The sequence below is a fragment of the Pseudomonas sp. AS2.8 genome (assembly GCF_014190935.1).
In the GTDB taxonomy this organism is placed as follows: Bacteria; Pseudomonadota; Gammaproteobacteria; order Pseudomonadales; family Pseudomonadaceae; genus Chryseomonas.
In genome coordinates this window covers 266,947-293,197 of the sequence record NZ_JACHVV010000004.1, presented here as the reverse complement: position 1 = coordinate 293,197, position 26,251 = coordinate 266,947, and the positions used below count along the sequence as shown (strand labels likewise).

The 26,251-nt window shown below is 66.4% G+C and carries 25 protein-coding genes, 1 tRNA gene, 1 pseudogene and 1 riboswitch; of the genes and pseudogenes, 11 read left to right on the top strand and 16 right to left on the bottom strand.

All coding sequences use genetic code 11. The annotated features are described in order from the left end of the window. The gene (locus tag FHR73_RS18045; RefSeq protein WP_183633067.1) at window positions 1-543 is read left to right on the top strand and encodes a cytochrome b; all 543 of its coding nucleotides are present in this window, start codon (window positions 1-3) and stop codon (window positions 541-543) included. Here the strand turns inward: FHR73_RS18045 and FHR73_RS18040 are convergent. Continuing rightward, complete coding sequence (locus tag FHR73_RS18040; RefSeq protein ID WP_183633066.1) at window positions 540-1,376, bottom strand: hypothetical protein; 837 nt, start codon at window positions 1,374-1,376, stop codon at window positions 540-542. The two genes, FHR73_RS18045 and FHR73_RS18040, sit on opposite strands and share 4 nt — an antisense overlap. After that, the gene (mntP, locus tag FHR73_RS18035) at window positions 1,376-1,948 is read right to left on the bottom strand and encodes a manganese efflux pump MntP (RefSeq protein ID WP_183633065.1); all 573 of its coding nucleotides are present in this window, start codon (window positions 1,946-1,948) and stop codon (window positions 1,376-1,378) included. Before mntP ends, FHR73_RS18040 begins: the two co-directional genes overlap by 1 nt. Window positions 1,949-1,953: 5 nt before the next feature. Next, window positions 1,954-2,120, bottom strand: a riboswitch (yybP-ykoY riboswitch). Window positions 2,121-2,582: 462 nt separating this feature from the next. Between mntP and pstS the strand changes: the two genes are divergently transcribed. The 5 genes from pstS (at window position 2,583) to FHR73_RS18010 (ending at window position 7,889) form a co-directional block, all read left to right on the top strand. Then, a complete protein-coding gene (gene pstS, locus FHR73_RS18030; protein ID WP_044341614.1) occupies window positions 2,583-3,596 on the top strand; it encodes a phosphate ABC transporter substrate-binding protein PstS in 1,014 nt (337 codons plus the stop codon). Window positions 3,597-3,672: 76 nt separating this feature from the next. Continuing rightward, window positions 3,673-4,647 carry a phosphate ABC transporter permease subunit PstC gene (pstC, locus tag FHR73_RS18025; protein ID WP_044341613.1) on the top strand — a complete coding sequence of 325 codons (975 nt, stop codon included), beginning with the start codon at window positions 3,673-3,675 and terminating at the stop codon, window positions 4,645-4,647. Then, window positions 4,647-5,522: a phosphate ABC transporter permease PstA gene (gene pstA, locus FHR73_RS18020; protein WP_183633064.1), complete on the top strand. Its 876-nt coding sequence runs from the start codon at window positions 4,647-4,649 to the stop codon at window positions 5,520-5,522. Before pstC ends, pstA begins: the two co-directional genes overlap by 1 nt. Window positions 5,523-5,527: 5 nt before the next feature. Then, window positions 5,528-6,292 (top strand): phosphate ABC transporter ATP-binding protein PstB, encoded by a 765-nt coding sequence (gene pstB / locus FHR73_RS18015; protein WP_017638707.1) that lies wholly within the window; start codon window positions 5,528-5,530, stop codon window positions 6,290-6,292. 310 nt (window positions 6,293-6,602) lie between these two features. Further along, entirely contained in the window at window positions 6,603-7,889 is a 1,287-nt protein-coding gene (locus FHR73_RS18010; protein ID WP_183633063.1) for a putative porin, read from the top strand. A 306-nt stretch (window positions 7,890-8,195) separates the two neighbouring features. On the opposite strand, the gene FHR73_RS18005 is transcribed toward FHR73_RS18010, so the two are convergent. Further along, window positions 8,196-8,486 carry a DUF2845 domain-containing protein gene (locus tag FHR73_RS18005; RefSeq protein ID WP_183633062.1) on the bottom strand — a complete coding sequence of 97 codons (291 nt, stop codon included), beginning with the start codon at window positions 8,484-8,486 and terminating at the stop codon, window positions 8,196-8,198. A 174-nt stretch (window positions 8,487-8,660) separates the two neighbouring features. On the opposite strand from FHR73_RS18005, the gene FHR73_RS18000 reads away from it, so the two are divergent. Both FHR73_RS18000 and FHR73_RS17995 read left to right on the top strand, forming a co-directional pair. Continuing rightward, window positions 8,661-10,220, top strand: a complete 1,560-nt coding sequence (locus FHR73_RS18000; protein WP_260175744.1) for a RimK family protein — start codon at window positions 8,661-8,663, stop codon at window positions 10,218-10,220. Window positions 10,221-10,229: 9 nt separating this feature from the next. Beyond that, window positions 10,230-11,183 (top strand): magnesium transporter CorA family protein, encoded by a 954-nt coding sequence (locus FHR73_RS17995; RefSeq protein WP_260175743.1) that lies wholly within the window; start codon window positions 10,230-10,232, stop codon window positions 11,181-11,183. A 142-nt stretch (window positions 11,184-11,325) separates the two neighbouring features. Here FHR73_RS17995 and FHR73_RS17990 read toward each other — a convergent pair whose 3' ends face one another. The 9 genes and pseudogenes from FHR73_RS17990 to FHR73_RS17955 all read right to left on the bottom strand — a co-directional run bounded on the left by FHR73_RS17990 (window position 11,326) and on the right by FHR73_RS17955 (window position 20,700). After that, window positions 11,326-11,883: a DNA-3-methyladenine glycosylase gene (locus FHR73_RS17990; protein WP_183633061.1), complete on the bottom strand. Its 558-nt coding sequence runs from the start codon at window positions 11,881-11,883 to the stop codon at window positions 11,326-11,328. Continuing rightward, complete coding sequence (locus tag FHR73_RS17985) at window positions 11,880-13,679, bottom strand: glycoside hydrolase family 15 protein (RefSeq protein ID WP_183633060.1); 1,800 nt, start codon at window positions 13,677-13,679, stop codon at window positions 11,880-11,882. Before FHR73_RS17985 ends, FHR73_RS17990 begins: the two co-directional genes overlap by 4 nt. 5 nt (window positions 13,680-13,684) lie before the next feature. Next, window positions 13,685-14,578, bottom strand: coding sequence for an SDR family oxidoreductase (locus tag FHR73_RS17980; protein ID WP_183633059.1), 894 nt, complete (start codon window positions 14,576-14,578; stop codon window positions 13,685-13,687). Window positions 14,579-14,963: 385 nt separating this feature from the next. Then, window positions 14,964-15,218: a hypothetical protein gene (locus tag FHR73_RS17975; protein ID WP_183633058.1), complete on the bottom strand. Its 255-nt coding sequence runs from the start codon at window positions 15,216-15,218 to the stop codon at window positions 14,964-14,966. Between the two features lie 165 nt (window positions 15,219-15,383). Then, a complete protein-coding gene (locus tag FHR73_RS22885; protein WP_409258698.1) occupies window positions 15,384-16,214 on the bottom strand; it encodes a methyl-accepting chemotaxis protein in 831 nt (276 codons plus the stop codon). 27 nt (window positions 16,215-16,241) lie between these two features. Then, a pseudogene (locus FHR73_RS22880) lies at window positions 16,242-17,024 on the bottom strand (MCP four helix bundle domain-containing protein); the annotation flags it as partial. 109 nt (window positions 17,025-17,133) lie between these two features. Beyond that, complete coding sequence (locus tag FHR73_RS17965; RefSeq protein ID WP_183633056.1) at window positions 17,134-18,075, bottom strand: Gfo/Idh/MocA family protein; 942 nt, start codon at window positions 18,073-18,075, stop codon at window positions 17,134-17,136. Between the two features lie 66 nt (window positions 18,076-18,141). Further along, window positions 18,142-19,215, bottom strand: a complete 1,074-nt coding sequence (locus FHR73_RS17960) for a saccharopine dehydrogenase family protein (RefSeq protein WP_183633055.1) — start codon at window positions 19,213-19,215, stop codon at window positions 18,142-18,144. A 324-nt stretch (window positions 19,216-19,539) separates the two neighbouring features. Continuing rightward, window positions 19,540-20,700, bottom strand: a complete 1,161-nt coding sequence (locus FHR73_RS17955) for a PQQ-dependent sugar dehydrogenase (RefSeq protein WP_260175742.1) — start codon at window positions 20,698-20,700, stop codon at window positions 19,540-19,542. 28 nt (window positions 20,701-20,728) lie between these two features. Here FHR73_RS17955 and FHR73_RS17950 point away from each other — a divergent pair, with 28 nt between their 5' ends. Then, a complete protein-coding gene (locus FHR73_RS17950; RefSeq protein ID WP_183633054.1) occupies window positions 20,729-21,199 on the top strand; it encodes a hypothetical protein in 471 nt (156 codons plus the stop codon). Between the two features lie 169 nt (window positions 21,200-21,368). Here the strand turns inward: FHR73_RS17950 and FHR73_RS17945 are convergent, their stop codons facing one another. From FHR73_RS17945 to FHR73_RS17930, 4 genes are all read right to left on the bottom strand, one after another. Then, window positions 21,369-21,686, bottom strand: a complete 318-nt coding sequence (locus FHR73_RS17945; protein ID WP_183633052.1) for a multidrug efflux SMR transporter — start codon at window positions 21,684-21,686, stop codon at window positions 21,369-21,371. A gap of 177 nt (window positions 21,687-21,863) precedes the next feature. Then, the gene (locus FHR73_RS17940) at window positions 21,864-22,250 is read right to left on the bottom strand and encodes a hypothetical protein (protein WP_183633050.1); all 387 of its coding nucleotides are present in this window, start codon (window positions 22,248-22,250) and stop codon (window positions 21,864-21,866) included. A gap of 103 nt (window positions 22,251-22,353) precedes the next feature. Next, the gene (locus FHR73_RS17935; RefSeq protein WP_077171562.1) at window positions 22,354-22,584 is read right to left on the bottom strand and encodes a hypothetical protein; all 231 of its coding nucleotides are present in this window, start codon (window positions 22,582-22,584) and stop codon (window positions 22,354-22,356) included. 251 nt (window positions 22,585-22,835) lie between these two features. Then, window positions 22,836-22,912 (bottom strand) — tRNA-Arg (locus tag FHR73_RS17930). 342 nt (window positions 22,913-23,254) lie between these two features. Between FHR73_RS17930 and gabD the strand changes: the two genes are divergently transcribed. Beyond that, complete coding sequence (gene gabD, locus FHR73_RS17925; protein WP_027600146.1) at window positions 23,255-24,703, top strand: NADP-dependent succinate-semialdehyde dehydrogenase; 1,449 nt, start codon at window positions 23,255-23,257, stop codon at window positions 24,701-24,703. Window positions 24,704-24,925: 222 nt separating this feature from the next. Further along, on the top strand, window positions 24,926-26,206 hold the full coding sequence (gabT, locus tag FHR73_RS17920) for a 4-aminobutyrate--2-oxoglutarate transaminase (RefSeq protein WP_183633048.1): 1,281 nt from the start codon (window positions 24,926-24,928) through the stop codon (window positions 26,204-26,206). Window positions 26,207-26,251: the final 45 nt, after the last annotated feature.

The following is a 26,251-nucleotide window of genomic DNA, read 5'->3' as shown; positions in this document are numbered from 1 at the left end:
ATGCCTTCCGCTTCTCCTGTCTCCCGCTATGCACGCAGCGCCCGGCTGCTGCACTGGCTCATGGCCCTGCTGGTACTGCTGGCCTATGTACTGATCCTTAACCGCGGACAGTTCGAGCGGGGCTCGCTGGAGCGCCAGTGGGTGACGCTCAGTCATTTCTGGGTCGGGCTGCTGGTCCTGGCGCTGGTCTTGCCGCGGCTGCTGGTGCGCCACCGCCATCCGGTGCCGCCGATCACGCCGCCGCTGGCGCGAAGCCTGGAGACCCTCGGCCGGCTGACCCACTATGCGCTCTATGCCTTCCTGCTGGCCCAGCCGCTGCTCGGGCTGTTCACCGTCTGGCTGACCATCGGCGCGGTCAAGATCCCGTCCAGCACCTGGGCGCTGCCTTCGCCCTTCCCGGTGGACCCGGAACTGGCGAAGACGCTCAAGGGCGTGCACCTCTGGCTGGGCAAGGCCTTCTACTGGGTGATCGGCCTGCACGTGCTGGCCGCCCTCTGGCATCACCTGGTGCGCAAGGACGACACCTTGAAGCGCATGCGCTAACGCGGATCGAGGGCGATGATGCGGTTGCGACCGCCTTCGGCCAGTAGATAGCCGTCGCCCCGTGGCAGCAAGGCCTGGGGCGCGCGCAGGAAGGTCAGGATGGCGCGCGGGGCCGACTGGCGATCCCAGAGCAGCAGGCGGGCGCGGTGGGTGGAGTCTTCGCTGATCCACAGGCCGCGCCGGTCGCAGAGCAGAAAGCTCGGCTCGCGCAGCTCGCTCAGCGCCGGCGGATCACGGCCGTCATCGCTCAGCTGGCGCACCAGGCCGCGGGATTTTTCGGTATAGAAGGCACTGCCGTCCGGGCAGCGGGTAAAGGACTCCGCCTCGTCCAGATGGTCGCGCAGCACGGTCAGGCTGCCATCGGCGGCGTCGTAGCGCAGCAGCCGTCCGGCTCCCTTGCGGTCTTCCACGGCATAGAGCCGCTTGCCTTCGGCCCAGAGGCCCTGGGCGTTGATGCCGGTGAAGAGATCGCGACTGCCGGCGGCGTCGAACCAGCGGATGGGATGGGTGCCACCTTCCTGGCTGTAGGCGAAGCCGTCCTGGTAGGGCACCAGGCCGTCGGGCTTGTACAGCCCCTCGCTGAGCACGCTGCGCCGGCCCTCGGCATCGATACGCAGCAGGCGGCCCTTGCCGTCCTTGAGTTCTTCCGCGGTGAGCAGGGCATCGCCCTGCCAGGCCAGGGCACTGGCCTTGGCGATGTCGGCATGGGCCACTTCGTAGCGCCAGCCAGGGGCAGCCTGGGCCGGCCAGAAGCGCTGCCAGGCGAGAAAGCCCAAGGCTGCCAGCAGCAGGGCGGCCAGGACGAGGAGGGCGCTACGCCAGGGCCGGGCCATCAGCTGGCAACGGCGGCCAGGTGTTCATGGAGGATGGCCGCGCCGATCACGATCAGCACCACGCCACCGAGCATCTCTGCGCGCTTGCCGACCAGGTTGCCCATCACCCGGCCCAGCATCACCCCGGTGGTGACCATGATCATGGTGGCGAGGCCGATGGCCAGGGCGGCGGTAATGATGTTGACGTCGATGAAGGCCAGGCCCACGCCCACGGCGAGGGCATCGATGCTGGTGGCCACGGCGGTCAGGGCGAGCAGCATGAAGGAATGCTGGCGGGGCTTTTCCGCTTCGGCCTCGGGCGCGCCGAAGCCGGCCCAGATCATGCGCAGGCCGAGCACGGTGAGCAGGGTGAAGGCGATCCAGTGATCCCAGGGCTGGACGTACTGGGCGGCGGTGAGGCCGACGGCCCAGCCGATCACCGGGGTGATGGCTTCGATGACGCCAAAGATGGCGCCGGTACGCAAGGCTTCGCGCAGGCAGGGCTTGTGCAGGCTGGCACCCTTGCCGACGGCGGCGGCAAAGGCATCGGTGGACATGGCGAAGGCCAGGAACATCAGGGAAGCGGGGTTCATCGTGACAGCGCCGGCCGGGCTCGATCCACAAGGCACCCCCGCACGCCCGGCATGGCGCGGTGATGCCTCTGGTCTCGCCAACCCTGACTGGCTGTCCTGACCACGGCGGTTGCCGAGTATGTTGATCAGGACGCTTTCCACCGCGGTGGAAGCAGGCTACTCCCCAAAGAGGCCGCCACCTTACCCATCCGGATAGAGAAAGTCTATCTTGTAGATAGTTCTAATATATATAGCCTTGGCTAAATTTCTGCTGCCGTGGCGACCAGGCATAGCCGCAAAAGGACCTGCAAGGCCCGGCGCAGCTGGATTTTCGCTTCGGCACAGGCTGCCGAGAGGAGGCGCGAGCGGAGCGCGGGTGCCCGGTGGGAGTGTCGTCTGGCGACCGTCAGAGGTCGCCTGTGATAACGGGCCGGGGCACTCGCGGCCCCTTTGTTATCCGCCGCGCTCGACGGATCGCTCGTAGCGGTCTCGTCCGAGACCCGGGCGCGGACACCGCTGCTCGTCGGCGCTTGCGCTGTCGCCACCGCCCTTAATGATGGCGCTCTGCCGTCCCCGTTTCGTCATGCCGCTGACACTTAATTGTCACATTTCGGCAATAGCCTAGCGCCAGCCCTCACTAGGTAATGGAGCCACCATGAAACGCACGTTCAGCCTCTCTCTGTTGTTGTCGGCCTTTTGCCTGAGCACCGCCGCTCACGCCGTGGATGTCACGGGCGCCGGCTCGAGCTTCGTCTTCCCCGTTCTGTCGAAGTGGTCGCAAGGCTTCAGCGAGAAGACTGGCAACCGGATCAACTACCAGTCCATCGGCTCCGGCGGCGGCATCGCCCAGATCAAGGCCGGCACCGTGGACTTCGGCGCCACCGACGCGCCCATGAGCACCGACGACCTGCAGAAGGGCGGTCTGGGCCAGTTCCCCACCATCATTGGCGGCATCGTGCCGGTGATCAACGTGGAAGGCATCGAACCCGGCAAGCTGAAGCTCGACGGTCCGACCATGGCCAAGATCTTCATGGGCGAGATCAAGACCTGGAACGACCCGGCCATCGCCGCGCTGAACCCCGGCCTGAAGCTGCCTGAGGGCGCCATCACCGTGGTGCGTCGTTCCGACGGCTCCGGCACCTCCTACAACTTCACCAACTACCTGGCCAAGGTCAGCCCGGAGTGGAAGGAGAAGTTCAACTTCGGCACCACCGTCAACTGGCCGGTCGGTGTGGGTGGCAAGGGTAACGAGGGTATCGCCGCCTACGTGAAGCAGATCAAGGGCTCCATCGGCTACGTCGAGTACGCCTATGCGCTGACCAACAAGATGACCCACGTGCAGCTGAAGAACGCCGCCGGCAACTTCGTGCAGCCCGAAGCCAAGAGCTTCCAGGCCGCCGCCGCCACCGCCGACTGGAAGAGCGCCAAGGACTTCAACCTGCTGATGACCAACGCCCCGGGCGCCGATGCCTGGCCGATCACCGCCACCACCTGGATCGTGATGTACAAGGAACCCAAGAACGAAGAGCGCAGCAAGGTCGCCTTCGACTTCTTCAAGTGGTCCCTTGAGCATGGCCAGAAGGATGCCGCGGCCCTGGATTACGTCCCGGTCCCGGACACCCTGGTCAAGCAGATCGAAGGCTACTGGGCGTCCGACTTCAAGAAGTAAGCACGACTGTCCCGCCGCCTGGATCCCCTGGGGTCCAGGCGGTTTCGCGCGTCCTTCCAGGTAGACGGAAAGCTCCATGACCGACCAGACCCTGCCCCTCTCCGCCGTTCAGGAACAGCGCATCCGCCGGGATACCCGTGCCGATGTCTGGTTCCGCCGGCTCCTGTTTTCCGCCGCGCTGCTGGTACTGCTGGTACTGGTCGGCGCCGCCGCGTCCACCCTCTGGGGCGGTCGCCACGCCTTCATGACCTTTGGCCTGGACTTCATCACCTCGGCCGAATGGGATGTCGGCGCCGAGAAGTTCGGCGCCCTGGTGCCCATCTACGGCACCCTGATGACTTCCTTCATCGCCCTGCTGCTGGCCGTGCCCACCGCCTTCGGCATCGCCCTGTTCCTCTCGGAGATCGCGCCGCCCTGGCTGCGCGGCCCGGTGGCCACCGCGGTCGAACTGCTGGCGGGCATTCCCTCGATCATCTACGGCATGTGGGGCCTGTTCGTCTTCGGCCCCTTCATGGCCGCCTATATCTCGCCCTTCATCAACGACTACCTCGGCGCCATCCCGGTGATCGGGGTGCTGTTCCAGGGCCCGCCGCTGGGCATCGGCATGCTGACCGCCGGCATCATCCTGGCGATCATGATCCTGCCCTTCATCACCTCGGTGATGTACGAGGTGTTCCGCAGCGTGCCGGCCCAGCTCAAGGAATCGGCCTACGCCCTGGGTTCCACCACCTGGGAAGTCTGCTGGGACATCGTGCTGCCCTACACCCGCTCGGCGGTGGTCGGCGGCGCCTTTCTCGGTCTGGGTCGCGCCCTGGGCGAGACCATGGCGGTGACCTTCGTGCTGGGCAACGCCCACCAGTTCTCCCTTTCGCTGATGATGCCGAGCAGCTCCATCGCCTCGGTGATCGCCAACGAATTCAACGAGGCCTACACCGATCTGCACCGCTCTTCGCTGATCGCCCTTGGCTTTTTGCTGTTCGTGGTGACCTTCTTCGTGCTGCTGGCGGCACGGCTGATGCTGACGCAACTGTCGCGCAAGGCAGGTAATTGATGCACATCGACGCCTATCTCTATCGCAAGCGGCGGATCAAGAACGGCATCGCGCTGATCTTTGGCAGCGCCGCCGCCGTGCTCGGCCTGGGTTTCCTGGCCTGGATCCTCGGCACCACCCTGATCAAGGGCGTCAGCGCCCTGAGCCCGGCCCTCTTCGTCGAGATGACGCCGCCGCCCGGCGCCGCCGACGGCGGTCTGGCCAACGCCCTGTTCGGCAGCGTGCTGATCACCCTGCTGGCCACCGCCATCGGCGCGCCCATCGGCATCCTCGCCGGCCTCTGGCTGGCCGAATACGCCCGCCACTCCAAGCTCGGTCTGGTGGTGCGTTTCGTCAACGACATCCTGTTGTCGGCGCCGTCCATCGTCATCGGCCTGTTCATCTACACCGCCGTGGTGGTGACGCTGAACCAGTACTCCGGCGGCAGCCTCGGCTTCTCCGGGTTCGCCGGCTCCCTGGCGCTGGCCATGCTGGTGGTGCCGGTGGTGACCCGTACCACCGACGAGATGATGCAGCTGCAGCCGCCGGCCATGCGCGAAGCGGCCCTGGCCCTGGGCATCCCCCAGTGGAAGGTGACCTTGCAGATCCTGCTGCGCGCCTCCCGCGCCGGCGTGGTGACCGGGGTGTTGCTGTCCATCGCCCGCATCACCGGTGAGACCGCACCGCTGCTGTTCACCGCCTTCGGCAACCAGTACTGGAACGCCGACGTGCTCAAGCCCATGGCCACCGTGCCGGTGACCATCTTCCAGTTCGCCATGAGTCCGTTCGAGAACTGGCAGCACCTGGCCTGGGCCGGCGCCCTGCTGCTGACGCTGTTCGTGCTGCTCCTGAACCTCTCCTCTCGCTTCTTCTTTCGTAACCGGGATTCCAAGTGACTACCATGCAGACGCAGATACCGGAACTGCAGGCGCGCGACGTCGGCTTCCGTTACAAGGGCCACCAGGCGCTCAAGTCGATCAACCTGGACATCGCGGCCAAGCAGATCACCGCCATCATCGGCCCGTCCGGATGCGGCAAGTCCACGCTGCTGCGCATCTTCAACCGCATCTACTCGGAATACCCGGGGCTGGAAGCGACCGGCGAGATCCTCATGGACGGGGAGAACATCCTCGATCCCAAGTACTCGCTGAGCCGCCTGCGCAGCACCATCGGCATGGTGTTCCAGAAGCCGGTGCCCTTCCCGATGTCGATCGCCGACAACGTCGCCTACGGCATCCGCCACCACGAGCGGCTGTCCCGCGTGGAGTTGCAGGATCGCGTCGAGCAGGCCCTGCGCGGCGCGGCGCTGTGGGACGAGGTCAAGGACAAGCTCAACCAGAGCGCCCTGGGTCTCTCTGGCGGTCAGCAGCAGCGCCTGTGCATCGCCCGCACCATCGCCCTGCGTCCGCGGGTGCTGCTGCTGGACGAGCCGACCTCGGCCCTGGACCCCATCTCCACCGCGCGCATCGAACAGCTGCTGGCTGAACTCAAGCAGGAGTTCACCGTGGTCATCGTCACCCACAACATGCAGCAGGCGGCGCGCTGCTCCGACGTCACCGCCTTCATGTACCTGGGCGAGCTGATCGAAGTGGACAAGACCGACAAGATCTTCACCAAGCCGGACAAGAAGCAGACCGAGGACTACATCACCGGTCGCTTCGGCTGACGCTTTCGCCGGCTCTCGGCAAGGCCACTCCCCGGAGTGGCCTTTTTCATGGGCGAGCGGAAAGGGGTGGGGCAGGGCGGTCGCCTGGTTTCTCGGCGGAGAAAATTGTCTTCACGTCCGAAAAAGACTTTTCCCGAGCTCGAAACGCATGGCGTTAACGTGAAATTTTCATTTAATTTCAAAGGCTTGTATTAAAAGTTTTACTTTATTGAAGACAAAACGACATCTCTTCTGTCGAGACTGACCCAGCTTCGTGACGGGCTGCATTGCCAGCCACCACCCCTGGATTGTCTTGAAAGGAGATCTGCCGATGTCTGTTAACCCTTATCGATTCACGGCGCTGTTCTCGGGCGTGCTCCTGGCCACCTGCTCGGCCGCCGCGAGTGCCGCTGTCGATGAGAAGCTGCTCGACATGCTCAAGGCCAACGGCTCCATCACCCCCGCCCAGTACAGCGAACTGCGCGGCGACCTGCAGCAGGAGCAGCAGGCGCGCGCCGCCCAGGTCGCCCAGCAGCAGAAGACCTCCGACTTCGAGAAGAAACTGGCCTGGGCCGCCAAGACCCAGATCAAGGGCGACGTGCGGGTGCGCCACGAGAGCATCGACATCAGCGGCGAGCCGGACAACGGTCGCGACCGCGACCGCCAGCGCATCCGGGCGCGACTGGGCGCCTACAGCGAGATCAATCCGCAGGTGGACACCGGCATCCGCATCGCCACCGGCGGCGGCGACGATGCCCGCTCCACCAACCAGGACCTCAACGGCTACTTCAACAAGAAGCAGCTCTGGCTGGATCAGGCCTACATCGACTACCACCCGACGGCGATGCCGAATCTGCACCTGGTGGGCGGCAAGATGGGCCAGCAGTGGGTCAGCACCGGTGACGTCATCTGGGACGCCGACATCAATCCCGAAGGCCTGGCCGGCACCTACAAGTACGACCTGGGCGGCGGCGCCGAGCTGTTCGGCAGCACCGGCTATTACGTGCTCAAGGACAACGTCGACGGCGAGGGCTACGAGTTCAGGCATGACCTGCGCCTCTACGCCGGCCAGCTGGGCAGCCGCTTCAACCTGGGCGATGCCGCCAAGCTGATGGTCGGTGGCAGCGTCTACGCCTACGACAAGGACCAGGACAGCACCTGCCCGACCACCGGCTCGGTCACCTCGCCCTGCGCCCTGGCGGTCAATGGCAACACCACCGACCGCTTCCAGCTCTACGAGGGCTTCGCCCAGCTGGACCTGACCAAGCTGTGGGTGCCTTTGTCCTTCTACGGCCAGTACGTGGTCAACGACAAGGCCGACGACGGCGAGGACACCGCCTGGCTGGTGGGCGCCAAGACCAAGCTGATGCAGCGGGTCGGACTGGAATACAACTATCGCGATGTCCAGCGCAACGCCGTGGTGGGCGCCTTCACCGACTCCGACTTCGGCAACGGCTCGACCGGCGCCCGTGGCCACAAGCTCAAGCTCGGCTACGACATCGACAAGAACTTCGGCGTCGGCCTGACCTACTTCCTCGCCGAGTCCGATACCGCCAGCCGCTTCCGCCGCGACGCCGACGTCAAGACCCTGCAGCTGGACCTAGAAGCCAAGTTCTAACCACGACCCTGAGGTCGTGCTCCTCTTGAACCGCCTCCGGGCGGTTCTTTTTTGCCTGCGCGATGGCGAGGCTCGCCTGGCAAGTGTTGGGCTTCGCTGCGCTCAACCCAACCTACGCAGAAGCCGCTGCTTTTCCCCCTCTCCCTCCGGGAGAGGGCTGGGGTGAGGGAGGCTCTTGCCTGCTAACCGAGAGAGAGGCTCGCCTGGCAACTGTTGGGCTTCGCTGCGCTCAACCCAACCTACGCCTAAGCTGCTGCTTTTCCCCCGCTCCCTCCGGAAGAGGGCTGGGGTGAGGGAGGCTTCCCACTAACGCTCGACCCTGATCTCCACCAGTTTGCCGTCGATGAACGTGAGGTAGCGCGAGGCGCCGTTCGCCGGGGCATAGGTCCAGAACTGGGTCTCGGCGGCATTGAATGTGGGCACGTTGTTGTTGCGTAGCGCCGGCGGATTGATCTTGCGCTCGGCCGGGGTGCCGCAGGCGGCGAGGACCTGCTCGACGCTGTCGCCTTCTTCGACGAGACTCTGGCCGCAGCGCAGGCTGGCCTGGGCGAGGAGGGGACACAGCAGGACAATCGGCAGCAACTGACGGGACTTCATGAGGACTCCGGGGCAGGACGTCCGTCAAGCTTAGCCAACCGCCGAACGGCGTGCCCGGTGCAAAGTCTCGGTCAACTCCACCGCCAGGGCATAAAGCCTGCGTAACGGCGCGGGACAGCTGTCGGCGGAAGGCGTATTGCTGGACACCCCTTCCGCAAGAGCCCCGTCCGCATCATGGTCGCGATCCAAGCCCGCCTGCCCGTCGCCACCCCCGTTCCCCGTCCCGAACCCGTGCTGCACCTGCCGGCCAGCAGCACCCTGCTGATCATCGTCGAGCGCAAGGAAGACTGGTCGGACTACCTGCCCAGCGAAAGCATCATCACCGCCCAGGAGTACCTGGAAGACCGTCGTCTCTCCGCCGGTGGCGGCCGGATCCAGGTGCTCAACCTCTGTCGCAACTACCGCTATCTGGGGCATGGCTACTATTGCTCGCTGCTGGCGGAGGCGCGTGGCCATCGCGTCATCCCCTCGGTGCGCACCCTGAGCGAACTCAATCGCAAGGCGCTCTACGGCCTGCTGCTGGAAGACCTCGACGTCCTGGTGGACCAGGCGCTGGCCGAGCATCCGCTGGGTGCCACCGAGGGCTTCACCCTCAACCTCTATTTCGGCCGCACCGACTTCGCGCCGCTGCAGGCGCTGGCAAGGCAGCTGTTCGACGCCTTGCCCTGTCCGATCCTGCAGGTGGAGTTGCGCCACAGTCGCCACTGGCATATCGCCGGGATCAAGAGTGGCGCCCTGCACCGGCTGCAGGACGCCCAGCAATACGCCTTCGCCGATGCCCTGGATGCCTTCAACCGGCGCATCTGGCGGCAACCGGCCTCGCGGCGCCAGGCGCGCTACGACCTGGCCATCCTGCATGATCCGGAAGAACCGCTGCCTCCATCCAATGCCGCGGCCCTGGCCGGCTTCGTCGCCGCCGGGCGCGACCTGGGGGTGGCCGTGGAGCTGATCGAGCGCAAGGACTATGGCCGGCTGGCGGAATACGACGCCCTGTTCATCCGCGCCACCACCCGGGTCGACGACCACACCTATCGCTTCGCCCGCAAGGCCGAGAGCGAAGGACTGGTGGTGCTGGACGATCCCGCCTCCATCCTGCGCTGCACCAACAAGGTCTTTCTCAGCGACCTGCTGGCCCAGCACGGCCTGGGCATGCCGCGTACCGAGATCCTCTATCGTGAGCGGCCTCACGAGCTGGAAGAGGTGGGGCGGCGCCTGGGCTATCCGCTGGTGCTGAAGATTCCCGACGGCTGCTTTTCCCGCGGCGTGCTCAAGGTGGCCGACGCCGCCGAGTTGCGCCAGGCCGCGGCGGAGTTGTTTGAGCGCTCGGTGCTGCTGCTGGCCCAGGAATACCTCTACACCGAATTCGACTGGCGCATCGGCGTGCTCGCCGGCGAGCCGCTCTATGCCTGTCGCTACTTCATGTCCGCCGGCCACTGGCAGATCTACAACCACAAGGCGGACGCCGGCAGTAGCGGAGGGCACTGCGAGGCGGTGGCCATCGCCGCAGTACCTCCCGCGGTGGTGGAGCTGGCGGTGCGGGCCGCCGCCCTGATCGGCGATGGCCTCTATGGGGTGGATCTCAAGCAGGACGGTGATCGGCTGGTGGTCATCGAGGTCAACGACAACCCCAACCTGGACGCCGGCATCGAAGACGGCCTGCTGGGCGAGAGTCTCTATCGGCGGGTGCTGGAGGACTTCGTCCGGCGCCTGGAGCAACGGCGTCAGGGCTGGTAGGAGCTTCTCATGATCGAAGCCTTCACCCTGCTGGACGGCGGCCTGGTGCCGGCCGGCGACCGCCAGGCGCCAGTGCTGCTGTGCAGCGATCCGGATGCCCGGGAACGCACCTGGCTGCAGCAGGCCTTCAACCTGGACAGTCACCGCCTGGCCTCGGCGCTCGACCCGGACGAGGTCTCGCGCCTGGAAGTGCAGGGCGACGAACTCTTCCTGATCTGGAAGCGTCCGGAACGCTATGCCGGCGGAGCGCGCTTCGCCTTCGAGGTGTCTTCCTTCGGCTTGCTCTGGCATCCCGAGCGGCTGGTGGTCATCTCCGCCGGCCAGTCGCTGCTGGCCGGCGAGGGGCCGTTGCAGCCGCTGCACGCTCCGCTGGATGTGCTGGTGGAGCTGCTGTTTCGCAGCGTCCATCACTACCAGGGGCATCTCAAGGTCATCAGGCTGGTCGGCCGCGAATTGCAGCAGCGCTTCGACAGCTCCCTGGGCAACGAGCACCTGCTGCAGATGTTCAACCTCAGCGAGAGCCTGATCCATTACATCAACGCCCTGCAGGGCAACGGCGCGGTCCTCGACCGACTGCGACAGATCGCCGAAAGGCGCGAGTTCGGTGAGGCGCTGCAGGCGCGCCTGGAGGACCTGATCATCGAGAACGATCAGTGCCGCCGCCAGGCCGACCTCTACGCCACGGTGTTCGCCCGCCTCATGGATGCCCGTGGCAACCTGGCCAACAACAGCATGAACCTGACCCTGCGCAACCTCACGCTGATCAACGTGGTGTTCCTGCCGCTCAACCTCATCGCCGGCATTGGCGGCATGTCCGAATTCAGCATGATGACCGCCGGTCATCCCTGGTGGCTGTCCTACTCGCTGCTGCTGGCAGCCATGGCCACGCTGAGTCTCGCCCTGACCTGGATCCTGCGCCGCTCGCTGCGGCGTCGGGCCGAATCCGCCGCGCGCGCGGTCTAGCGCGCTTCATCGACAGACCCGGAGGACAACATGGAAAAGCAGCTACTCGGCCTGGGCATCGTCCTGGTGATTCTGGCCTTCGGTCTCCTGACCCTGATCGTCGATTTGCGCCGCGGCCGGCGCCAGCACCGCGCGGCGGTGCTCAGCCAGGAAAGCCACGACTCAGATAGCGCGAACCGGCCAGGCCGAAGCGCCAGGGCACCTCGCGCGCGCGGCTGATGCCGATGCGCGGGCCCGCGAGCACCGCCACCTCGGCAGCCGCCGGCTCCAGCAGGAAGGGCGGTTCGGCCAGCGGCAGGCCATCGTGACTGCCGTCGATGGCGAGGGCCTGGCACAGCCGGCCGGGACCGGCGCAGAGCAGGCGATCGGGCAGGCCACCGCGACGTTCGCGCATTGTCTCCAGCCCCCACAGCGGCTCCAGCGCGCGGATCAGCACGCCGGCGCCATGCCCGGCTTCGCGGCAGACCAGGTTGAAGCACCAGTGGATGCCATAGGAGCGATAGACATAGGCATGGCCGGGCGGACCGAACATGGCGCGGTTGCGCGGGGTGGGACCGGAAAAGCTGTGGGAGGCCGGGTCTTCGCCGTCATAGGCCTCGGTCTCGACGATGAGGCCACCGACGCCCGCGACCCTGAGCGTCGCGCCGATCAGTTGCCGGGCGACCTCGTCCACCGGACGGGTGAAGTCCAGGTCGCTCACGCCTCGGGCTCCGGCTCTTCCAGGATCAGCGCGGCATGCACCATGGCCAGGTGGCTCAAGCCCTGGGGGAAGTTGCCCAGGGCTGCGCCGTCATTGGGATCGCGCATCTCGGTCATCAGGCCGACGCCATTGAGACTGGCGGCCAGGACCTCGCGCATCAGTTCGCATGCCTGGTCCACCTCGCCCAGTACGGCATGGGCCTCGACCATCCAGTAGGAGCAGGCGAGAAAGGCCCCTTCCTCCCGCTCGGCGCCGCTGTAGCGATAGACCAGCGGACCGCGGGCCAGCTCGCGGCGGATGGCGGCCAGGGTGCTCACCGACCGCTCACCCCCGTCGAAGCCGAAGCGGATACCGAGCAGCAGCCCGGCGTCCAGGCGCTCGGTCCCGGCATAGAAGGTGTAGGCCTGCTTGCGCTCGCTCCAGCAGTGTTCGTTGACCCAATCGCGAATGCGGTCGCGCTCGCGCTCCCAGCGGCCACACATGGCGTCGGGGATGTGCCCTTCGCGGGCCAGGGTCACGGCGCGATCCAGGGCGAACCAGCAGCCCAGCTTGGACAGGGTGTAGTGCCGCTCTTCGGGCAACTCCCACATGCCGGCATCCGGCTGGCGCCAGCCATCGGCGCAGAGATTGGCCAGGTCGGTGAGCAGGCTGGCGGTGGCGAAATCCAGCACGTGGCCCTTGCTGGCATAGAGGCGGAAGGTCTCCAGCAGATCGCCATAAAGACTCAGCTGGCATTGGGCGCTGGCGCGATTGCCGACGCGCACCGGCTGGGAGTCGCGATAGCCGGGGACGGGAATGGTGCGCTCCGCCGGTGCCAGTTCGCCCTGCAGGGTAAAGCAGGTGTGCAGACGATTGCCGTGGCGGCGGATGACATTCTGGATCCAGGCCAGGGCCGCCTGGGCTTCGCCAAGGGCGCCCAGGCGCAGGAAGGCCTTGATGGTAAAGACCGCATCGCGCACCCAGGCGTAGCGGTATTCGTAGTTCTTGTCGCCGCCGATGCGTTCTGGCAGCGAGGTGGTGGCCGCGGCGACGATGGCGCCGGTGGGGGAGTAGAGCAAGAGCTTGAGGGCCAGCGCGGAGCGCTTCACCTCGCTGAGGAATTCGCCGCGGTAGGCGAAGCCCTGGGCCCATTCGCGCCAGGCTTGGTCACTGCGGTCGATGCGCTGGTCCACCTCGTCCAGCGAGGGCACCACCAGCGGCTCGTTCTCGGTCGCGGTCAGCGCCAGGACACTGCGTTGCCCGGCTTCGAGCACCAGGCGCGCCACCAGTCGGCGGTCGTCGCACTGGAGGATTTCCAGGCGTTCGCAATAGCGCAGGGTGGCCATCACGCCATCGACGTGCATGACCTCGCCATTGGGGGTGCTGCGCATCCAGGGTGAGACGGTCTGGCCCTGGGTCCCGGGTACCAGTTCGATGCGCAGTTCGACCCGCCCGGAAAGACCTTCCACCCGGCGACCCAGTTCGCACCAGGGCAGGCGCCCGGCCGAACCGCTGTTGAGCGATTCGGTGAGGCGGACGCTGCCATCAGCGGTGTGGAAGCAGGTTTCCAGCACATTGCTGTCTTCTCGATAGGCCCGCTCGACGCGATAGTCGGCCACCGGGGCGATCGAAAAGAATCCGCCCTCTGGAGCGTCCAGCAGACGGTCGAACAGCGGGGCGGAATCCATGTTGGGCACGCACCACCAGTCCAGCGAGCCGTCCGGCGCCACCAGGGCGACCGAACGGCCATCGGAGAGGGCGGCATAGCCCGCCAGGGGCGCGTAGCCATCCTGGCGGGCGGGATCGAAGGCCGCCATGGCCGTCAGCCCATGCCTCCGGTGGCGCCATAGACCTCACCGGTCACATAGCTCGATTCCTGGGAGGCCAGCAGCACATAGATGGGCGCCAGTTCCGCCGGTTGGCCAGGGCGCTTGAACACCGTTTCGCCGCCAAAGGTGGGGATCTTTTCCTGGGGCTGGCCGCCGCTGGGCTGCAGCGGGGTCCAGAACGGACCGGGGGCCACGGCGTTGACGCGGATGCCCTTGCTGGCGACCTGCTTGGCCAGGGCCTTGGTGAAGTTGGTGATGGCCGCCTTGGTCGAGGCGTAGTCCAGCAGGAATTCGGAAGGCTGGGTGGCCTGGATCGAGGTGGTGTTGATGATGGCGGCGCCGGCCGGCAGGTGCGGCAGGGCAGCCTTGCACAGCCAGAACAGGGCGTAGACGTTGGTCTTGTAGGTGGCGTCGAACTGCTCGGTGGTCAGCTCGGCGATGTCCTGCACGGCGGTCTGCTTGCCGGCCACGTTGACCAGGATGTCGAGACCGCCCAGGGCCTCCTTGGCCTTGCTCACCAGCTGTGTGCAGAAGGCCTCGTCCTTCAGGTCACCGGGCACGCAGACGGCCTTGCGACCCTCGGCTTCCACCAGCGTGACCACTTCCTGGGCGTCGGCCTCTTCCTCGGGTAGGTAGTTCAGTACCAGATCGGCACCCTCCCGGGCATAGGCGATGGCCGTGGCCCGACCGATCCCCGAGTCCGCGCCGGTGATCAGCGCCTTGCGTCCGGCCAGTCGACCGAAGCCCCTGTAGCTGGTCTCGCCATGATCGGGACGCGGCTCCATGACCTGCGCCAGGCCCGGGGCCTCCTGGGGCTGCTTGGGAAATTCCGGCTGGGGATACTGGGTGAGGGGGTTCTGCATGCTGTACTGGTTGTTGCTGGACATGACATCTCCTGAAGGGGGCCAAAAGGCGCCCGTTTGGCATCTTTTCGATGACGTTCAAGGAAATGGAGCAGCAAGGCGCGCGAGAGGTTCCCACCGATCGGCAGCGGATGTATCAGGCCGGACAGCGTTATTACCTGGCCTTTACCCGGGGCTACGCCTTTTTCGGCTCGGCCTGGCGTCCAATGACGGTGAGAAGGGAAGGGCCCTTCGAGAGGAGAGATCGTCGTGATGGTGAAGAGCGTCAAGCTGGCCGTACTGGCGGCCCTGTTGTCCCTGTCCGGGTGCTGGCTGTTCATGCCACCGCCCGGCGGTGGAGGTCATGGTGGCCATGGGGACGGGCCAGGCGGTGGCCCGGAGCAGAGGGGACCGCGCTAGCCGTCCTGCCTCAGGCGTCGAGCGGCTCCAGACGCAGGGCTACGCCCGTCCGCTGCAGGGTGAGGATATCCGCGTCGCGACAGCCGATCAGCCGGCCCTCGGCGGTGCGCAGCTGGTCATCTTCCAGCTGGGCATAGGACTGCGGTTGCTTTCCATCGCCCGCGACCATGATGTACAGCTGCCCACACAGCAATTGGCCAGCCAGACGGCCATCGTCCAGGCCGATCAGGCGATAGCTGCGGCGGGCATCGTAGGTAAAGCGCATGGGAGCATCCATTCAGGTGTTTCTGCTCAGAGCCGCGTCGGCGCGCAATGTTCAATTGCGAACATCAGCGCGTCGGGCCTGCAGACCCATGGCTGCACCGAAAGCCTGCCACTCGCGGGGGCGAGGGCAGGCTGACCGCCGGTCGGAAGGGTGCGGGATGACCGATCAATAACGGAATTGCGCCACCAGGGTCTGGAAGGAGGTGGCCAGTCGCGACAGCTCCTGGCTGGACGCCGCGGTCTGCTGGGCCCCGGTGGCGGTTTGGGTGGACAGGTCCTGGATGTTGACCAGGTTGCGATCCACTTCGCGAGCGACCTGGGCCTGCTCCTCGGCGGCGCTGGCGATCACCAGGTTGCGCTCCTCGATCTGGGCGACCCCCGCGGCGATGCGGTCCAGGGCTTCACCGGCCCGGTTGGCGCGCGCCTGGGTGCTGTCGGCCAGGGACTGGCTCTTGTGCATGGCGCCCACCGCTTCCTCGGCGCTGCTACGCACGGCACTCATCATGCGTTCGATCTCGCCGGTGGACCCCTGGGTACGATGGGCCAGGGCACGGACCTCGTCCGCCACCACGGCGAAGCCGCGGCCCTGTTCGCCCGCCCGGGCGGCTTCGATGGCGGCATTGAGCGCCAGCAGGTTGGTCTGCTCGGCGATCCCGCGGATCACCTCCAGCAACTTGCCGATCTCGCGTACCTGGCCTTCCAGGGTCTGCACCTTCTGGGTGGAGTCGGTGATCTCGCCGGTCATCACCGCCATGGCCTGGGCGGCCTGCTGCACCTGCTCGCGGCCCTGCTGGGCTTCGCGGCTGGTGTCCTGGGAGGCAGTGGAGGTGGAGGCGGCATTGCGCGCCACCTCTTCCACGGCGGCGGTCATCTGGTTGACCGCGGTGGCGGCCTGCTGCACTTCATCGTGCTGGCGGACCTGACCCCGCGAGCTCTCCTCGGTCACGGCGTGCAGTTCCTCGGCGGCCGCGGCGAGCTGGCTGGAGGCGCCGGCCATCTGTTGTACCGTGTCTTTCAGGCTGCGCTGCATGCCACCCAGCGCTTGCAGCAGCTGCCCGGCCTCGTCACGGCGCGAACTCTGGATCGACTGGGTCAGGTCGCCCTGGGCGACGCGCTCGGCGCTGGTCACTGCCTGGCGGATTGGTGCAACGATCATCCGGGTGATGACGATGCCCAGCGCCAGGGCGCAGAGTGAGGCCAGCAGCAGACCCAGGCCCAGTGCCCAGACCGCCTGCTGGTAGGCGGCATGCGCCGCGGTGCCGGCTTCGGCGCTCTGGCGCTTGTTGGACTGGATCATGACCTTGAACGAGGCCATGGTCTTGCGATAGGTGGGTTGCACCTGCTCGTTCAACAACTTGGCGGCACCGGCGACGTCCTTGACGGCCAGCCGCGCCAGGATGGCGTCGGTGCCGGCGATATAGCTCTTCCAGTCCTGCTCGAAGGCATCGCCGGCCTGCTTTTCATCGGCCTGCAGCGGCGTGGTGCGATAGGCGGCGAAGGGTTTCTCGGCATCGGCCTGGTTGTCGCGCAGGGAGGTGATGACGGTCTGCAGATCGCTCTGGGGCGCCTCGCCGTAGGCCATGGACAGCACGCGGAACAGATCGCGGTTGTGGCCGATGACATTGCTCTTGGCATCGTTGAGCAGGGTGATGGAGAGCAGCGTGTCGTTCAGCACGTTATCCAGCTGAGCGTTGACGCTGCGGATACCGCTGAGGCCGACGGCGCCGATGCCCAGGGTGATGGCCGTACACAGGCCAAAGGCCACGGCGAGTTTCTTCGCCAGCGCCAGATTGTTGAACCAGACCATGGAGCCTTCCTTTCTGCGAGGTGGGTATCAGCCAAGTTGCGCTGGATACCCTCGCTATCGGCACCAACTGTCCGACCTTTAGGTGGCCCCGGAGCGTCCGAATCCGCCTTCAACCGCGTCCATAGAGGGCATCAAGCGGCCGATTGGCCACCAGGGCGTCCGCCAGACTGGCCAGTTCCGGTCGCGGCTGGCCGAGCAGCTGGTCGAACACCGCCTGGGCGCCCTGGGGCACGCCGGGATCCACCCCCTCGGCCAACACCTGCCGATTGCCCTTGGCGTCGTGCAGCACCAGGCGCCCCGCGGAGAGCTCCAGGCTTCCCTCGCTACCGTCCAGCCGCATGGCCAGCCGCGGACCGCGCAGGGTGGCGCTGGCGCGCAGATGAATCGGCAGATCGCCGGCCTGGAGCAGGGCCTCGCCGCCATGATCCAGCGGCCAGCACGGATCGCGGTCCAGCCGACTGTGCACGACGGTCAGGGCCTCACCGCTTAGCCAGGCGCTGAAGTCCAGCAGGTGCACCGCCAGATCGCCAAAGGCGCCATAGCCCATGCGGCGCTCGTCCAGATGCGCCGGCCAGTCGCTGAGCCAGCCCTCCAGCAGCCCGGGGTGGCCGGCGGTGAGCGACAGGTGGGCGAGGCTGCCGATGGCGCCGTCCCGCGCCCGCTGGCGCAACAGCTGCAAGGCCGGGTCGGTGCGCAGATAGAAGCCACTGAAGCAGGAACGCCCGGCGAGCTGATCGGCCAGGGCGGTGGCCCGGGCTGCCGAGACGGCCAGCGGCTTTTCCACGAAGAGATGACGGGCGCGCGGGAGCAGGGCGGTCACCGCTGCCTCGTGATCCTCGATGGCGGTGGTGACGAAGGCCAGGTCCACCGCGGGCAACCGGGTGAAGTCATCGAGTACCGGCAGACTGTGGGGCGCGGCAAGGCGCCGGGCGCGGGCGGGATCGCGTTCGCTGGCCACCGCCACCACCCGCACCCGCGGATCGGCCAGGCTGGTGTCCAGATAGTCCTGGGCGTGGATCTGTTCGCAACCGACGATGGCGACGCTGAGCATGACGAGGGGTCCTCTAACGGCAACTGTTCCGTTATGGACCCCTTATCGCCCGCTAAGCTTCCCCGATCAGACCGGCTGGTAGGACTTGCCGAAACGGTTGGCCAGGAAGGCCTCCATGTCGACCTGCTCCTGGGCGATGAAGCCGCGCTGCGGCAGCTTGCCTTCGCGGAACAGGTCCAGGGCGGTGCAGATGCCGGCGGCGGTGGTGATCTGGATGGCGCTGGTCAGGCGACCGTCGCGCTCGGCGGCGAAGATCTTGCGGCTGAACACCTCCTGCACCAGCTTGCCACCGCGCATCCCGCTGACGGTGACGAACACCAGCACCACGTCCTGCATGGTGGTGGGCACGGCGCCACGCAGGATGTTCTTGAGCTGCTCCTGGTCACCGGCCAGGCGCAGGTCTTCCAGCAGGAACTTCATCAGGTCGCGGTGACCGGGATAGCGCACGGTCTTGTAGTCCAGGGTTTCCACCTGGCCCTGCAGGGTCTCGCAGAGGGTGCCCAGGCCGCCCGAGGTGTTGAAGGCCTCGTATTCCACGCCGTCCAGGGAAAAGTGCTCCAGGCCTTCCAGCGGCTGCACCAGTTGCAGTTCGCCGTTGCGTACGGCTTCGCAGGGGTGGCAGTACTCGTTGACCAGGCCGTCGACGCTCCAGGTCAGGTTGTACTTCAGGGCATTGGTGGGGAATTCCGGCAAGGCGCCGACGCGCATCTTCACCTCGCGCACGCTGTCGAAGCGCTTGGCCAGGGAGTGCGCGGCGATACCGATGAAGCCGGGCGCCAGACCGCACTGGGGCATGAAGGCATTGCTCGCGCCCTCGGCCAGCTGGCGGATGGTCTTGGTCGCCTTGACGTCTTCGGTCAGGTCGAAATAGTGGGTGTTGGTAGCCTTGGCCGCCTGGGCCACGGGAATCGCCAGATGATAGGGCAGGGCATTGAGCACCACGTCCTGGTCATCCAGGGCCGCGGCCAGGGCGCTGGCGTCGGCGGTATCCAGGGTCCGGGTCTGCACACCCAGGGCGGCGATGGCCGCCAGGGCGCGCTCGTCGCGATCCGCCACCGTCACCTGGTAGTCGCCACTAGCGTGCAGCAATTGCGAAATGGTGTAGCCGATATGGCCGGCGCCGAGCAGGGTGACTTTCATGGCGGGATCCTCCGTGGTTGAGGCTCCAGCTTAAAAAGCGGCGCTGCCAGATGTGAGCGTCAGAGCGTCGAATCGTTGTGCTTTATTTGACGAAGCGACGGAGTATTCGTCGTTTCGACGAGGCGTCTCGCGGCTTACCCGAGTTGCCGCCTCAACAGGCTATCCATGTCTCCGCAGGTTGGGTTGAGACGGCCCTATCGTCGCAGCCCGACATGGCGAGCCCTGAGGCGATGTTGGGCTTCGTTGCGCTCAACCCAACCTACGGCGCACCGGCATGGCCGCGACTGGCGCTGTACCGGATCGGCATCACGGCTCTCTCGCCACCTACCCCGGTACCACCCGCAACAGCCGGCCGTCCTCGCCATCGGTGAGCAGCCAGAGATTCCCGTCCGGTCCGCTGCGCACGTCGCGCAAGCGCTGGTCCAGCTCCTGGAACAGGAGCTCCTGCGGACCGGGCACCCCGTTCACCAGCGGTATCCGCCGCACCGACTTCTCTCGCAGCGCCGCCACGAACAGGCTGCCGCGCCAGGCGGGAAAGCCCTGGCCGTCGTACCAGGTCATCCCGGCCGGTGCGATGGAGGGGGTCCACTCCAGCAGCGGTGGGGTGATGCCCGGCAATTCGCGAAAGGGCGAGATGCGCGCGCCCGTGTAGTCCACGCCGCCGGTGGTCAGCGGCCAGCCGTAGTTGGCACCGCTGCGGATCAGATTGAGTTCGTCGCCACCCTTGGAGCCATGCTCGTGCTCGTACAGCGCCTGGCGCTCGGCCACCCAGACCAGGCCCTGGGGATTGCGATGGCCCAGGCTGTAGATCTCCGGCAGGGCGCCGGGTCGCTTGATGAAGGGATTGTCCGCCGGCACCTGGCCGTCGCGGGTAATGCGCACGATCTTGCCCAGATGGGTATCCAGTCGCTGGGCGTCGGTACGTTCCACGTTGCCGTCACCCAGGGCGATGGCCAGGGTGCCGTCGCCGAGCAGGGCCATCCGCGCCCCGAAGTGCTGGCCGAAGGCCTTGGCCGGCTGACTGGTGAACAGCGTCCGAACGTCCTCTAGGCGGCCACTCTCCAGCCGCGCCCGTACCACCCTCAGGTGATTGGCCTGGCGCGTGCCTGTCGCATAGGAGAGATAGATCAGCTGGTTGCGCGCGAAATCCGGATCCGGCAGCACCTCGAACAGACCGGCCTGGCCTTCGTTGTACAAGGCGGGTAGTCCGTCCAGCGCTTCCGCCTGCAGCCTGAGGCGGCCGTCTCCATCCGGCACCAGCAGCCGCAAGCGCCCGGCGCCCTCGGTCAGGAGCGCGCGGCCATCGGGCAGGAAGGCCAGCGACCAGGGGCGGTCCAGCCCGGTCGCCACCGTCTCGATCCGATAGGCCGGCGTCGCCAGCGCCAGTGGAACCGCCAGCAGGGCCAGCCACGCCAGCCAGACCCAGCGGCCGGAAGCTTTAGGTAACGCTTGAGGTCTGTTCCGGGTACCCGCTTTCGCTAGCATCTGGCTCTCTCCAAGGAATCTTCCGACCATGCCTCAACCGCTCTGGCGCGCCCTGTTGCAACCGCGCACCCTGCTGGCGTTCGCCGCGGCCCTGCTGCTGGCCACCGCCTGGGGCAGCCTGGTGCAGACTCAGTACAACCTGGCCGCTCTCCAGGTGCTCGGCCAGCCGATCGACCTGGCCACGCGCTGGCGGACCTCGCTGGAGGATCTGCTGGGCTTCGGACCCGTCTATGCCGCTATCGTGCTCGCCGCTTGGTTACCAGCCTTTGCCGCGGCCCTCTGGCTCGGTCGTCACGGCGGTGCCTATCGCGCCTGCCTGCTGCCGCTGGCCAGCAGCCTCAGCCTGATCGCCGCCATCCGCCTGATCGACGCCTTCGCACCCATGCCGGTGCTCATCTATGCGACGCGTACCCTGGAAGGGCTGCTGGCGATGGCCGTGGGTGGGTTGCTTGGCGGGCTGCTGTTCATCTGGCTGGCCCGCTCGGTGATTCCGCGCTAGGGGAGGGCGCTCAGGTTCTGTACGAAAAGTCGCCGAGCGAAGGTCAGGCGAGGCGAAAAGCGCTGAGGAAGCGGACCGGGCTCGCGAGCGAGTTTACGAGCGGTAAATGAGCATTCCGCAGCGGTTTTCAACAAAGCATCACCGAGCGCAGGCAGTTTTCGTACAGAACCTAGGATGAGGTCAGCTTCATCAGCACTAGTCCGCCGACGATCAGCGCGGCGGCCAGGATGCGCAGCGGACTCGCCGCCTCGCCCAGCACCAGGATGCCGACCATGAAGGCGCCGACCGCGCCGATGCCGGTCCAGATCGTATAGGCGGTGCCCAGCGGCAGGCTGCGCATGGAGATCGACAGCAGCGCCACGCTGGCCACCATGGCGACCCCGGTGATCAGCGTGGGTATGAGACGGGTGAAGCCCGCGGACTGCTTCATGTAGAACGCCCAGACCACTTCGAGCAGTCCGGCGCACACCAGATAGAACCAAGCCAACGACGGCCTCCTGTAAAACCGGGCCGTCCCGGAACGCTGCCCGCCGATCGCCGGGGTCGTCCCCGTAGGCCAAGAGAACAGGGCGGCAAGCTGCCTTGCCGCCTGATCGGCCCCATTATCCTAGCCGTTCATGGCGGCGCCTTTCGACCCGACCTGTCAGGCGCCACCCACCAGCCGCTAGCGCGGCTGGCAGATCTGCGTGGCGATCCCGTCGAATTCGCGATCGAAGCTGGCGCGCTCGGCCGCGCTGAGAAAGCCCTGCTGCCCGACCAGGGAATCGGTCTGGCTGCGCACCGCGGCGATGCGCTCGCTGAAGGCGGTCGCCTGTTCCTGACTGATCCGCCGCGCCTTGCGCGCCGTGCTCACATCGGCCAGCAGCACATTGGCGCGCATCGATATATGCGCCTGCCGCGGATCGCTGATGGCGCCGCCCAGCTCGCCCGGGAGTTCGCGCTGCTGCTGCAGATCGCAGCTCGGCAAGCCGAGATCGTCGTGCCGAACCGGCTCCCGGGTACAGGCGCCCAGGGCGAGGGGCAACAACAACAGGGGAATCAGGGATTTCATCCAGGTCTCCTCGGGGTGGCCATGGTGGAGACCTTGAGAGCCCGGGACGGGCGCTTCGTTCAAGAAGGGCTCTGCGCCGGGCCTTGGCAAACGCCTTGAGGCGCTAGTCGTCCCGCCGCGCTTGCCGTTCCAGCGCCGCCAGCTGTAGCCGCGCCCCGTCGGCCACCGGGCCCCTGCCGACCGCGCTGCTCTGCAGCAGCGACAGATTGAGGGCGTGCGCCGCTGCCTCTATCCCCGGGCGAAGGGCATGACCGGCCTGTGCCAGGGCGGTGTCTTCGGTCAGGAGCGGAGCGGCGAGAAAGAGGGTGACCGAGCTGGTCAGGAGGTATCTCATGAGGCGTCCTTGCGAGGTGGTCACCAGGGTATCGGCATCCGGCCGGCCTGTTGGAGCGGGTCTAGAGGTCAGAGCTTAGATCAGAATCGCGAGGGTGGTAGTGATAATGGTCAGATAAATCACGCCGGTAATCTGGCGAGCCCCCTTTACCAGCGGTCTGTAAGTTCTGGAACGGCTTGATTGACGCCAGAAACAGCAAAGCCCGCACGATGGCGGGCTTTGCTGAGGTTCACGCGACGGTGAACGGAAGATGGCGCACTCGGCGGGATTCGAACCCACGACCCCTGCCTTCGGAGGGCAGTACTCTATCCAGCTGAGCTACGAGTGCAGCGATTCGGTGACGCTGAATCGGTCGCCATCATACTCACCTTGCCCTCGACCGTCCATGCCCGGATGCACGATGTTGTTGATTTTGAACGACTGTTTCGCGGGGCTTGGCAAGGGCTGGATAAACAAGGAGGAGGGCCGCGCGAAAACCGCTCCGGCGCTCTTGCGCGGGGGTTCAATATTCTCCTAGGATGCGTTCAATATTTCGAACGCCCAGGGCGGTTCGAACGTTGCTCGAACGGGCACTGAACGGTGGCGATGCCAGCGTTTCCAGGCCTGACCCTATCGCAGGCGCAGGGGTGTCATGCCCTTGCTTCCGGCCCTTTCAGCCAAGGAGACCGTAATGCAGCTCAAAGACGCTTCCCTGTTTCGCCAGCAAGCCTATGTCGACGGCGCCTGGATCGACGCCGACAGCGGTGCCACCGTCAAAGTGGATAACCCGGCCACCGGCGAGACCCTGGGCACCATTCCCAAGCTCGGCCGCGCCGAGACCAAGCGTGCCATCGACGCCGCCAACCGCGCCCTGCCGGCCTGGCGGGCGCTGACGGCCAAGGAGCGTTCGGCCAAGCTGCGGCGCTGGTACGAGCTGATGATCGAGAACCAGGACGACCTGGGCCGGCTGATGACCCTGGAGCAGGGCAAGCCGCTGGCCGAAGCCAAGGGCGAGATCGCCTACGCCGCCTCCTTCATCGAGTGGTTCGCCGAAGAAGCCAAGCGCATCTATGGCGACACCATCCCCGGCCACCAGGCCGACAAGCGCATCCTGGTCATCAAGCAGCCCATCGGCGTCACCGCCGCCATCACGCCGTGGAATTTCCCCACCGCGATGATCACCCGCAAGGCCGGTCCGGCCCTGGCCGCCGGCTGCACCATGGTGATCAAGCCCGCCAGCCAGACGCCGTATTCGGCCCTGGCCCTGGTCGAGCTGGCCGAGCGCGCCGGCATTCCCAAGGGCGTGCTGAGCGTGGTCACCGGCTCCGCCGCCGAGATCGGCGCCGAGCTGACCGAAAGCCCCATCGTGCGCAAGATCTCCTTTACCGGCTCCACCGAGATCGGTGCCAAGCTGATGGAGCAGAGCGCGCCCACCATCAAGAAGCTGTCGCTGGAGCTGGGCGGCAACGCGCCCTTCATCGTCTTCGACGACGCCGACCTGGACAAGGCCGTGGAAGGCGCCATTGCCTCCAAGTACCGCAACGCCGGTCAGACCTGCGTCTGCGTCAACCGCCTCTACATCCAGGATGGCGTGTACGACGCCTTCGCCGAGAAGTTCAAGGCCGCCGTGGCCAAGCTCAAGGTCGGCAACGGCCTGGAAGAGGGCGTGACCATCGGCCCGCTGATCGACGCCAAGGCCGCGGCCAAGGTCAAGGAGCACATCGACGACGCCGTGAGCCAGGGCGCCAAGGTCATCGCCGGGGGCAAGGCCCACGCCAACGGTGGCAGCTACTTCGAACCGACCATCCTCGCCGACGTGCCCAAGAGCGCCAAGGTATCCAAGGAAGAGACCTTCGGCCCGCTGGCGCCGCTGTTCCGCTTCAAGGACGAGGCCGAGGTCATCGAGCTGGCCAACGACACCGAATTCGGCCTGGCGTCCTATTTCTATGCCCGCGACCTGTCCCGCGTGTTCCGCGTGGCCGAGGCGCTGGAGTACGGCATGGTCGGCATCAACACCGGCCTGATCTCCAACGAGGTCGCGCCCTTCGGCGGCGTCAAGGCCTCGGGCCTGGGCCGTGAAGGCTCCAAGTACGGCATCGAGGAATACCTGGAGATCAAGTACCTCTGCCTGGGCGTCTGATCGCTCTCGTTGGGCTTCGCGGAGCTCAACCCAACCTACTGACACCGTAGGTTGGGTTGAGACAGCTCTACCGTCGAAGCCCAACAGCCCCTCAGCCTGATCCAAAGCTTTTCCCGGCGCGGACGCCGGGCCGTTGGCAGTCGATCATCGTATGCTGCCCGGAATCCGGTCCGCGCCTTTCCCGTAGCCGGCCGCCACGATGAGCGGCCATCGAGGACTGCAATGAGCCACACCAATGATTCCCTGATGCACCGCCGCAGTGCCGCCGTCGCCCGTGGCGTCGGCCAGACCCATCCGATCTTCGTCGCCCGCGCGGAGAACGCCAAGGTATGGGACGTCGAGGGCAACGAATTCCTGGACTTCGCCGGCGGCATCGCCGTGCTCAACACCGGCCACTTGCATCCGCGCGTGGTGGCGGCCGTGCAGGAGCAGCTGACCAAGGTCTCCCACACCTGCTTCCAGGTGCTGGCCTACGAGCCCTATGTCGAGGTCTGCGAAAAGCTCAACGAACTGGTGCCGGGCAACTTCCCGAAAAAGACCGCGCTGTTCAACTCCGGCTCCGAAGCCGTGGAGAACGCCGTCAAGATCGCCCGCGCCGCCACCCAGCGCGCCGGCGTCATCGCCTTCTCCAGCGCCTACCACGGCCGTACCATGATGACCCTGTCGCTGACCGGCAAGGTCGCGCCCTATTCGGCCGGCATGGGCCTGATGCCCGGTGGTGTCTATCGCGCGCTCTATCCCTGCGAACTGCACGGCATCAGCGTCGATGACGCCATCGCCAGCGTCGAGCGCATCTTCAAGAACGATGCGGCCCCTGGCGACATCGCCGCCATCATCCTCGAGCCGGTACAGGGCGAGGGCGGCTTCTATGCCGCGCCCAAAGAATTCATGCAGCGCCTGCGCAAGCTGTGCGACACCCACGGCATCCTGCTCATCGCCGATGAAGTCCAGTCCGGCGCCGGCCGTACCGGGACCTTCTTCGCCATGGAGCAGATGGGCGTCGACGCCGACCTGGTGACCTTCGCCAAGTCCATCGCCGGTGGTTTCCCGCTGTCGGGCGTGACCGGTCGCGCCACGGTGATGGATGCCGTCACCCCCGGCGGCCTGGGGGGCACCTACGCCGGCAGCCCCATCGCCTGCGCCGCGGCCCTGGCGGTGATCGAGACCTTCGAGGAAGAGAAGCTACTGGACCGCTCCAAGGCCGTGGGCGAACGCCTCACCGCCGGTCTGCGCGAACTGGCCGCCAAGCACGCGCAGATCTGCGACGTCCGTGGCCTGGGCGCCATGATCGCCATGGAGCTAGGCAAGGGCGGCGACATCGAGCAGCCCGATGCCGAGCTTACCAGCCAGATCGTGGTCCGCGCGCGCCAGAAGGGCCTGATCCTGCTCAGCTGCGGCAGCTACGGCAACGTGTTGCGCATCCTCGTGCCGCTGACCGCCAGCGACGAAGAGCTGGATCGCGGCTTGGCCATAATCGGCGAGTGCTTTGCCGAATTGGCCTGAGTCCTGACCAAACCGCCCTCCCAGAGGGCGGTTTTTCTGTGATGG

Coding starts and splice junctions, on each gene's coding strand:
- FHR73_RS18045 (WP_183633067.1), top strand. CDS start 1: ATGCCTTCCGCTTCTCCTGTCTCCCGCTATGCACGCAGCGCCCGGCTG.
- FHR73_RS18040 (WP_183633066.1), bottom strand. CDS start 1,376: ATGGCCCGGCCCTGGCGTAGCGCCCTCCTCGTCCTGGCCGCCCTGCTG.
- mntP (WP_183633065.1), bottom strand. CDS start 1,948: ATGAACCCCGCTTCCCTGATGTTCCTGGCCTTCGCCATGTCCACCGAT.
- pstS (WP_044341614.1), top strand. CDS start 2,583: ATGAAACGCACGTTCAGCCTCTCTCTGTTGTTGTCGGCCTTTTGCCTG.
- pstC (WP_044341613.1), top strand. CDS start 3,673: ATGACCGACCAGACCCTGCCCCTCTCCGCCGTTCAGGAACAGCGCATC.
- pstA (WP_183633064.1), top strand. CDS start 4,647: ATGCACATCGACGCCTATCTCTATCGCAAGCGGCGGATCAAGAACGGC.
- pstB (WP_017638707.1), top strand. CDS start 5,528: ATGCAGACGCAGATACCGGAACTGCAGGCGCGCGACGTCGGCTTCCGT.
- FHR73_RS18010 (WP_183633063.1), top strand. CDS start 6,603: ATGTCTGTTAACCCTTATCGATTCACGGCGCTGTTCTCGGGCGTGCTC.
- FHR73_RS18005 (WP_183633062.1), bottom strand. CDS start 8,486: ATGAAGTCCCGTCAGTTGCTGCCGATTGTCCTGCTGTGTCCCCTCCTC.
- FHR73_RS18000 (WP_260175744.1), top strand. CDS start 8,661: ATGGTCGCGATCCAAGCCCGCCTGCCCGTCGCCACCCCCGTTCCCCGT.
- FHR73_RS17995 (WP_260175743.1), top strand. CDS start 10,230: ATGATCGAAGCCTTCACCCTGCTGGACGGCGGCCTGGTGCCGGCCGGC.
- FHR73_RS17985 (WP_183633060.1), bottom strand. CDS start 13,679: ATGGCGGCCTTCGATCCCGCCCGCCAGGATGGCTACGCGCCCCTGGCG.
- FHR73_RS17980 (WP_183633059.1), bottom strand. CDS start 14,578: ATGTCCAGCAACAACCAGTACAGCATGCAGAACCCCCTCACCCAGTAT.
- FHR73_RS17975 (WP_183633058.1), bottom strand. CDS start 15,218: ATGCGCTTTACCTACGATGCCCGCCGCAGCTATCGCCTGATCGGCCTG.
- FHR73_RS22885 (WP_409258698.1), bottom strand. CDS start 16,214: ATGGCCGGCGCCTCCAGCCAGCTCGCCGCGGCCGCCGAGGAACTGCAC.
- FHR73_RS17965 (WP_183633056.1), bottom strand. CDS start 18,075: ATGCTCAGCGTCGCCATCGTCGGTTGCGAACAGATCCACGCCCAGGAC.
- FHR73_RS17960 (WP_183633055.1), bottom strand. CDS start 19,215: ATGAAAGTCACCCTGCTCGGCGCCGGCCATATCGGCTACACCATTTCG.
- FHR73_RS17955 (WP_260175742.1), bottom strand. CDS start 20,700: ATGCTAGCGAAAGCGGGTACCCGGAACAGACCTCAAGCGTTACCTAAA.
- FHR73_RS17950 (WP_183633054.1), top strand. CDS start 20,729: ATGCCTCAACCGCTCTGGCGCGCCCTGTTGCAACCGCGCACCCTGCTG.
- FHR73_RS17940 (WP_183633050.1), bottom strand. CDS start 22,250: ATGAAATCCCTGATTCCCCTGTTGTTGTTGCCCCTCGCCCTGGGCGCC.
- FHR73_RS17935 (WP_077171562.1), bottom strand. CDS start 22,584: ATGAGATACCTCCTGACCAGCTCGGTCACCCTCTTTCTCGCCGCTCCG.
- gabD (WP_027600146.1), top strand. CDS start 23,255: ATGCAGCTCAAAGACGCTTCCCTGTTTCGCCAGCAAGCCTATGTCGAC.
- gabT (WP_183633048.1), top strand. CDS start 24,926: ATGAGCCACACCAATGATTCCCTGATGCACCGCCGCAGTGCCGCCGTC.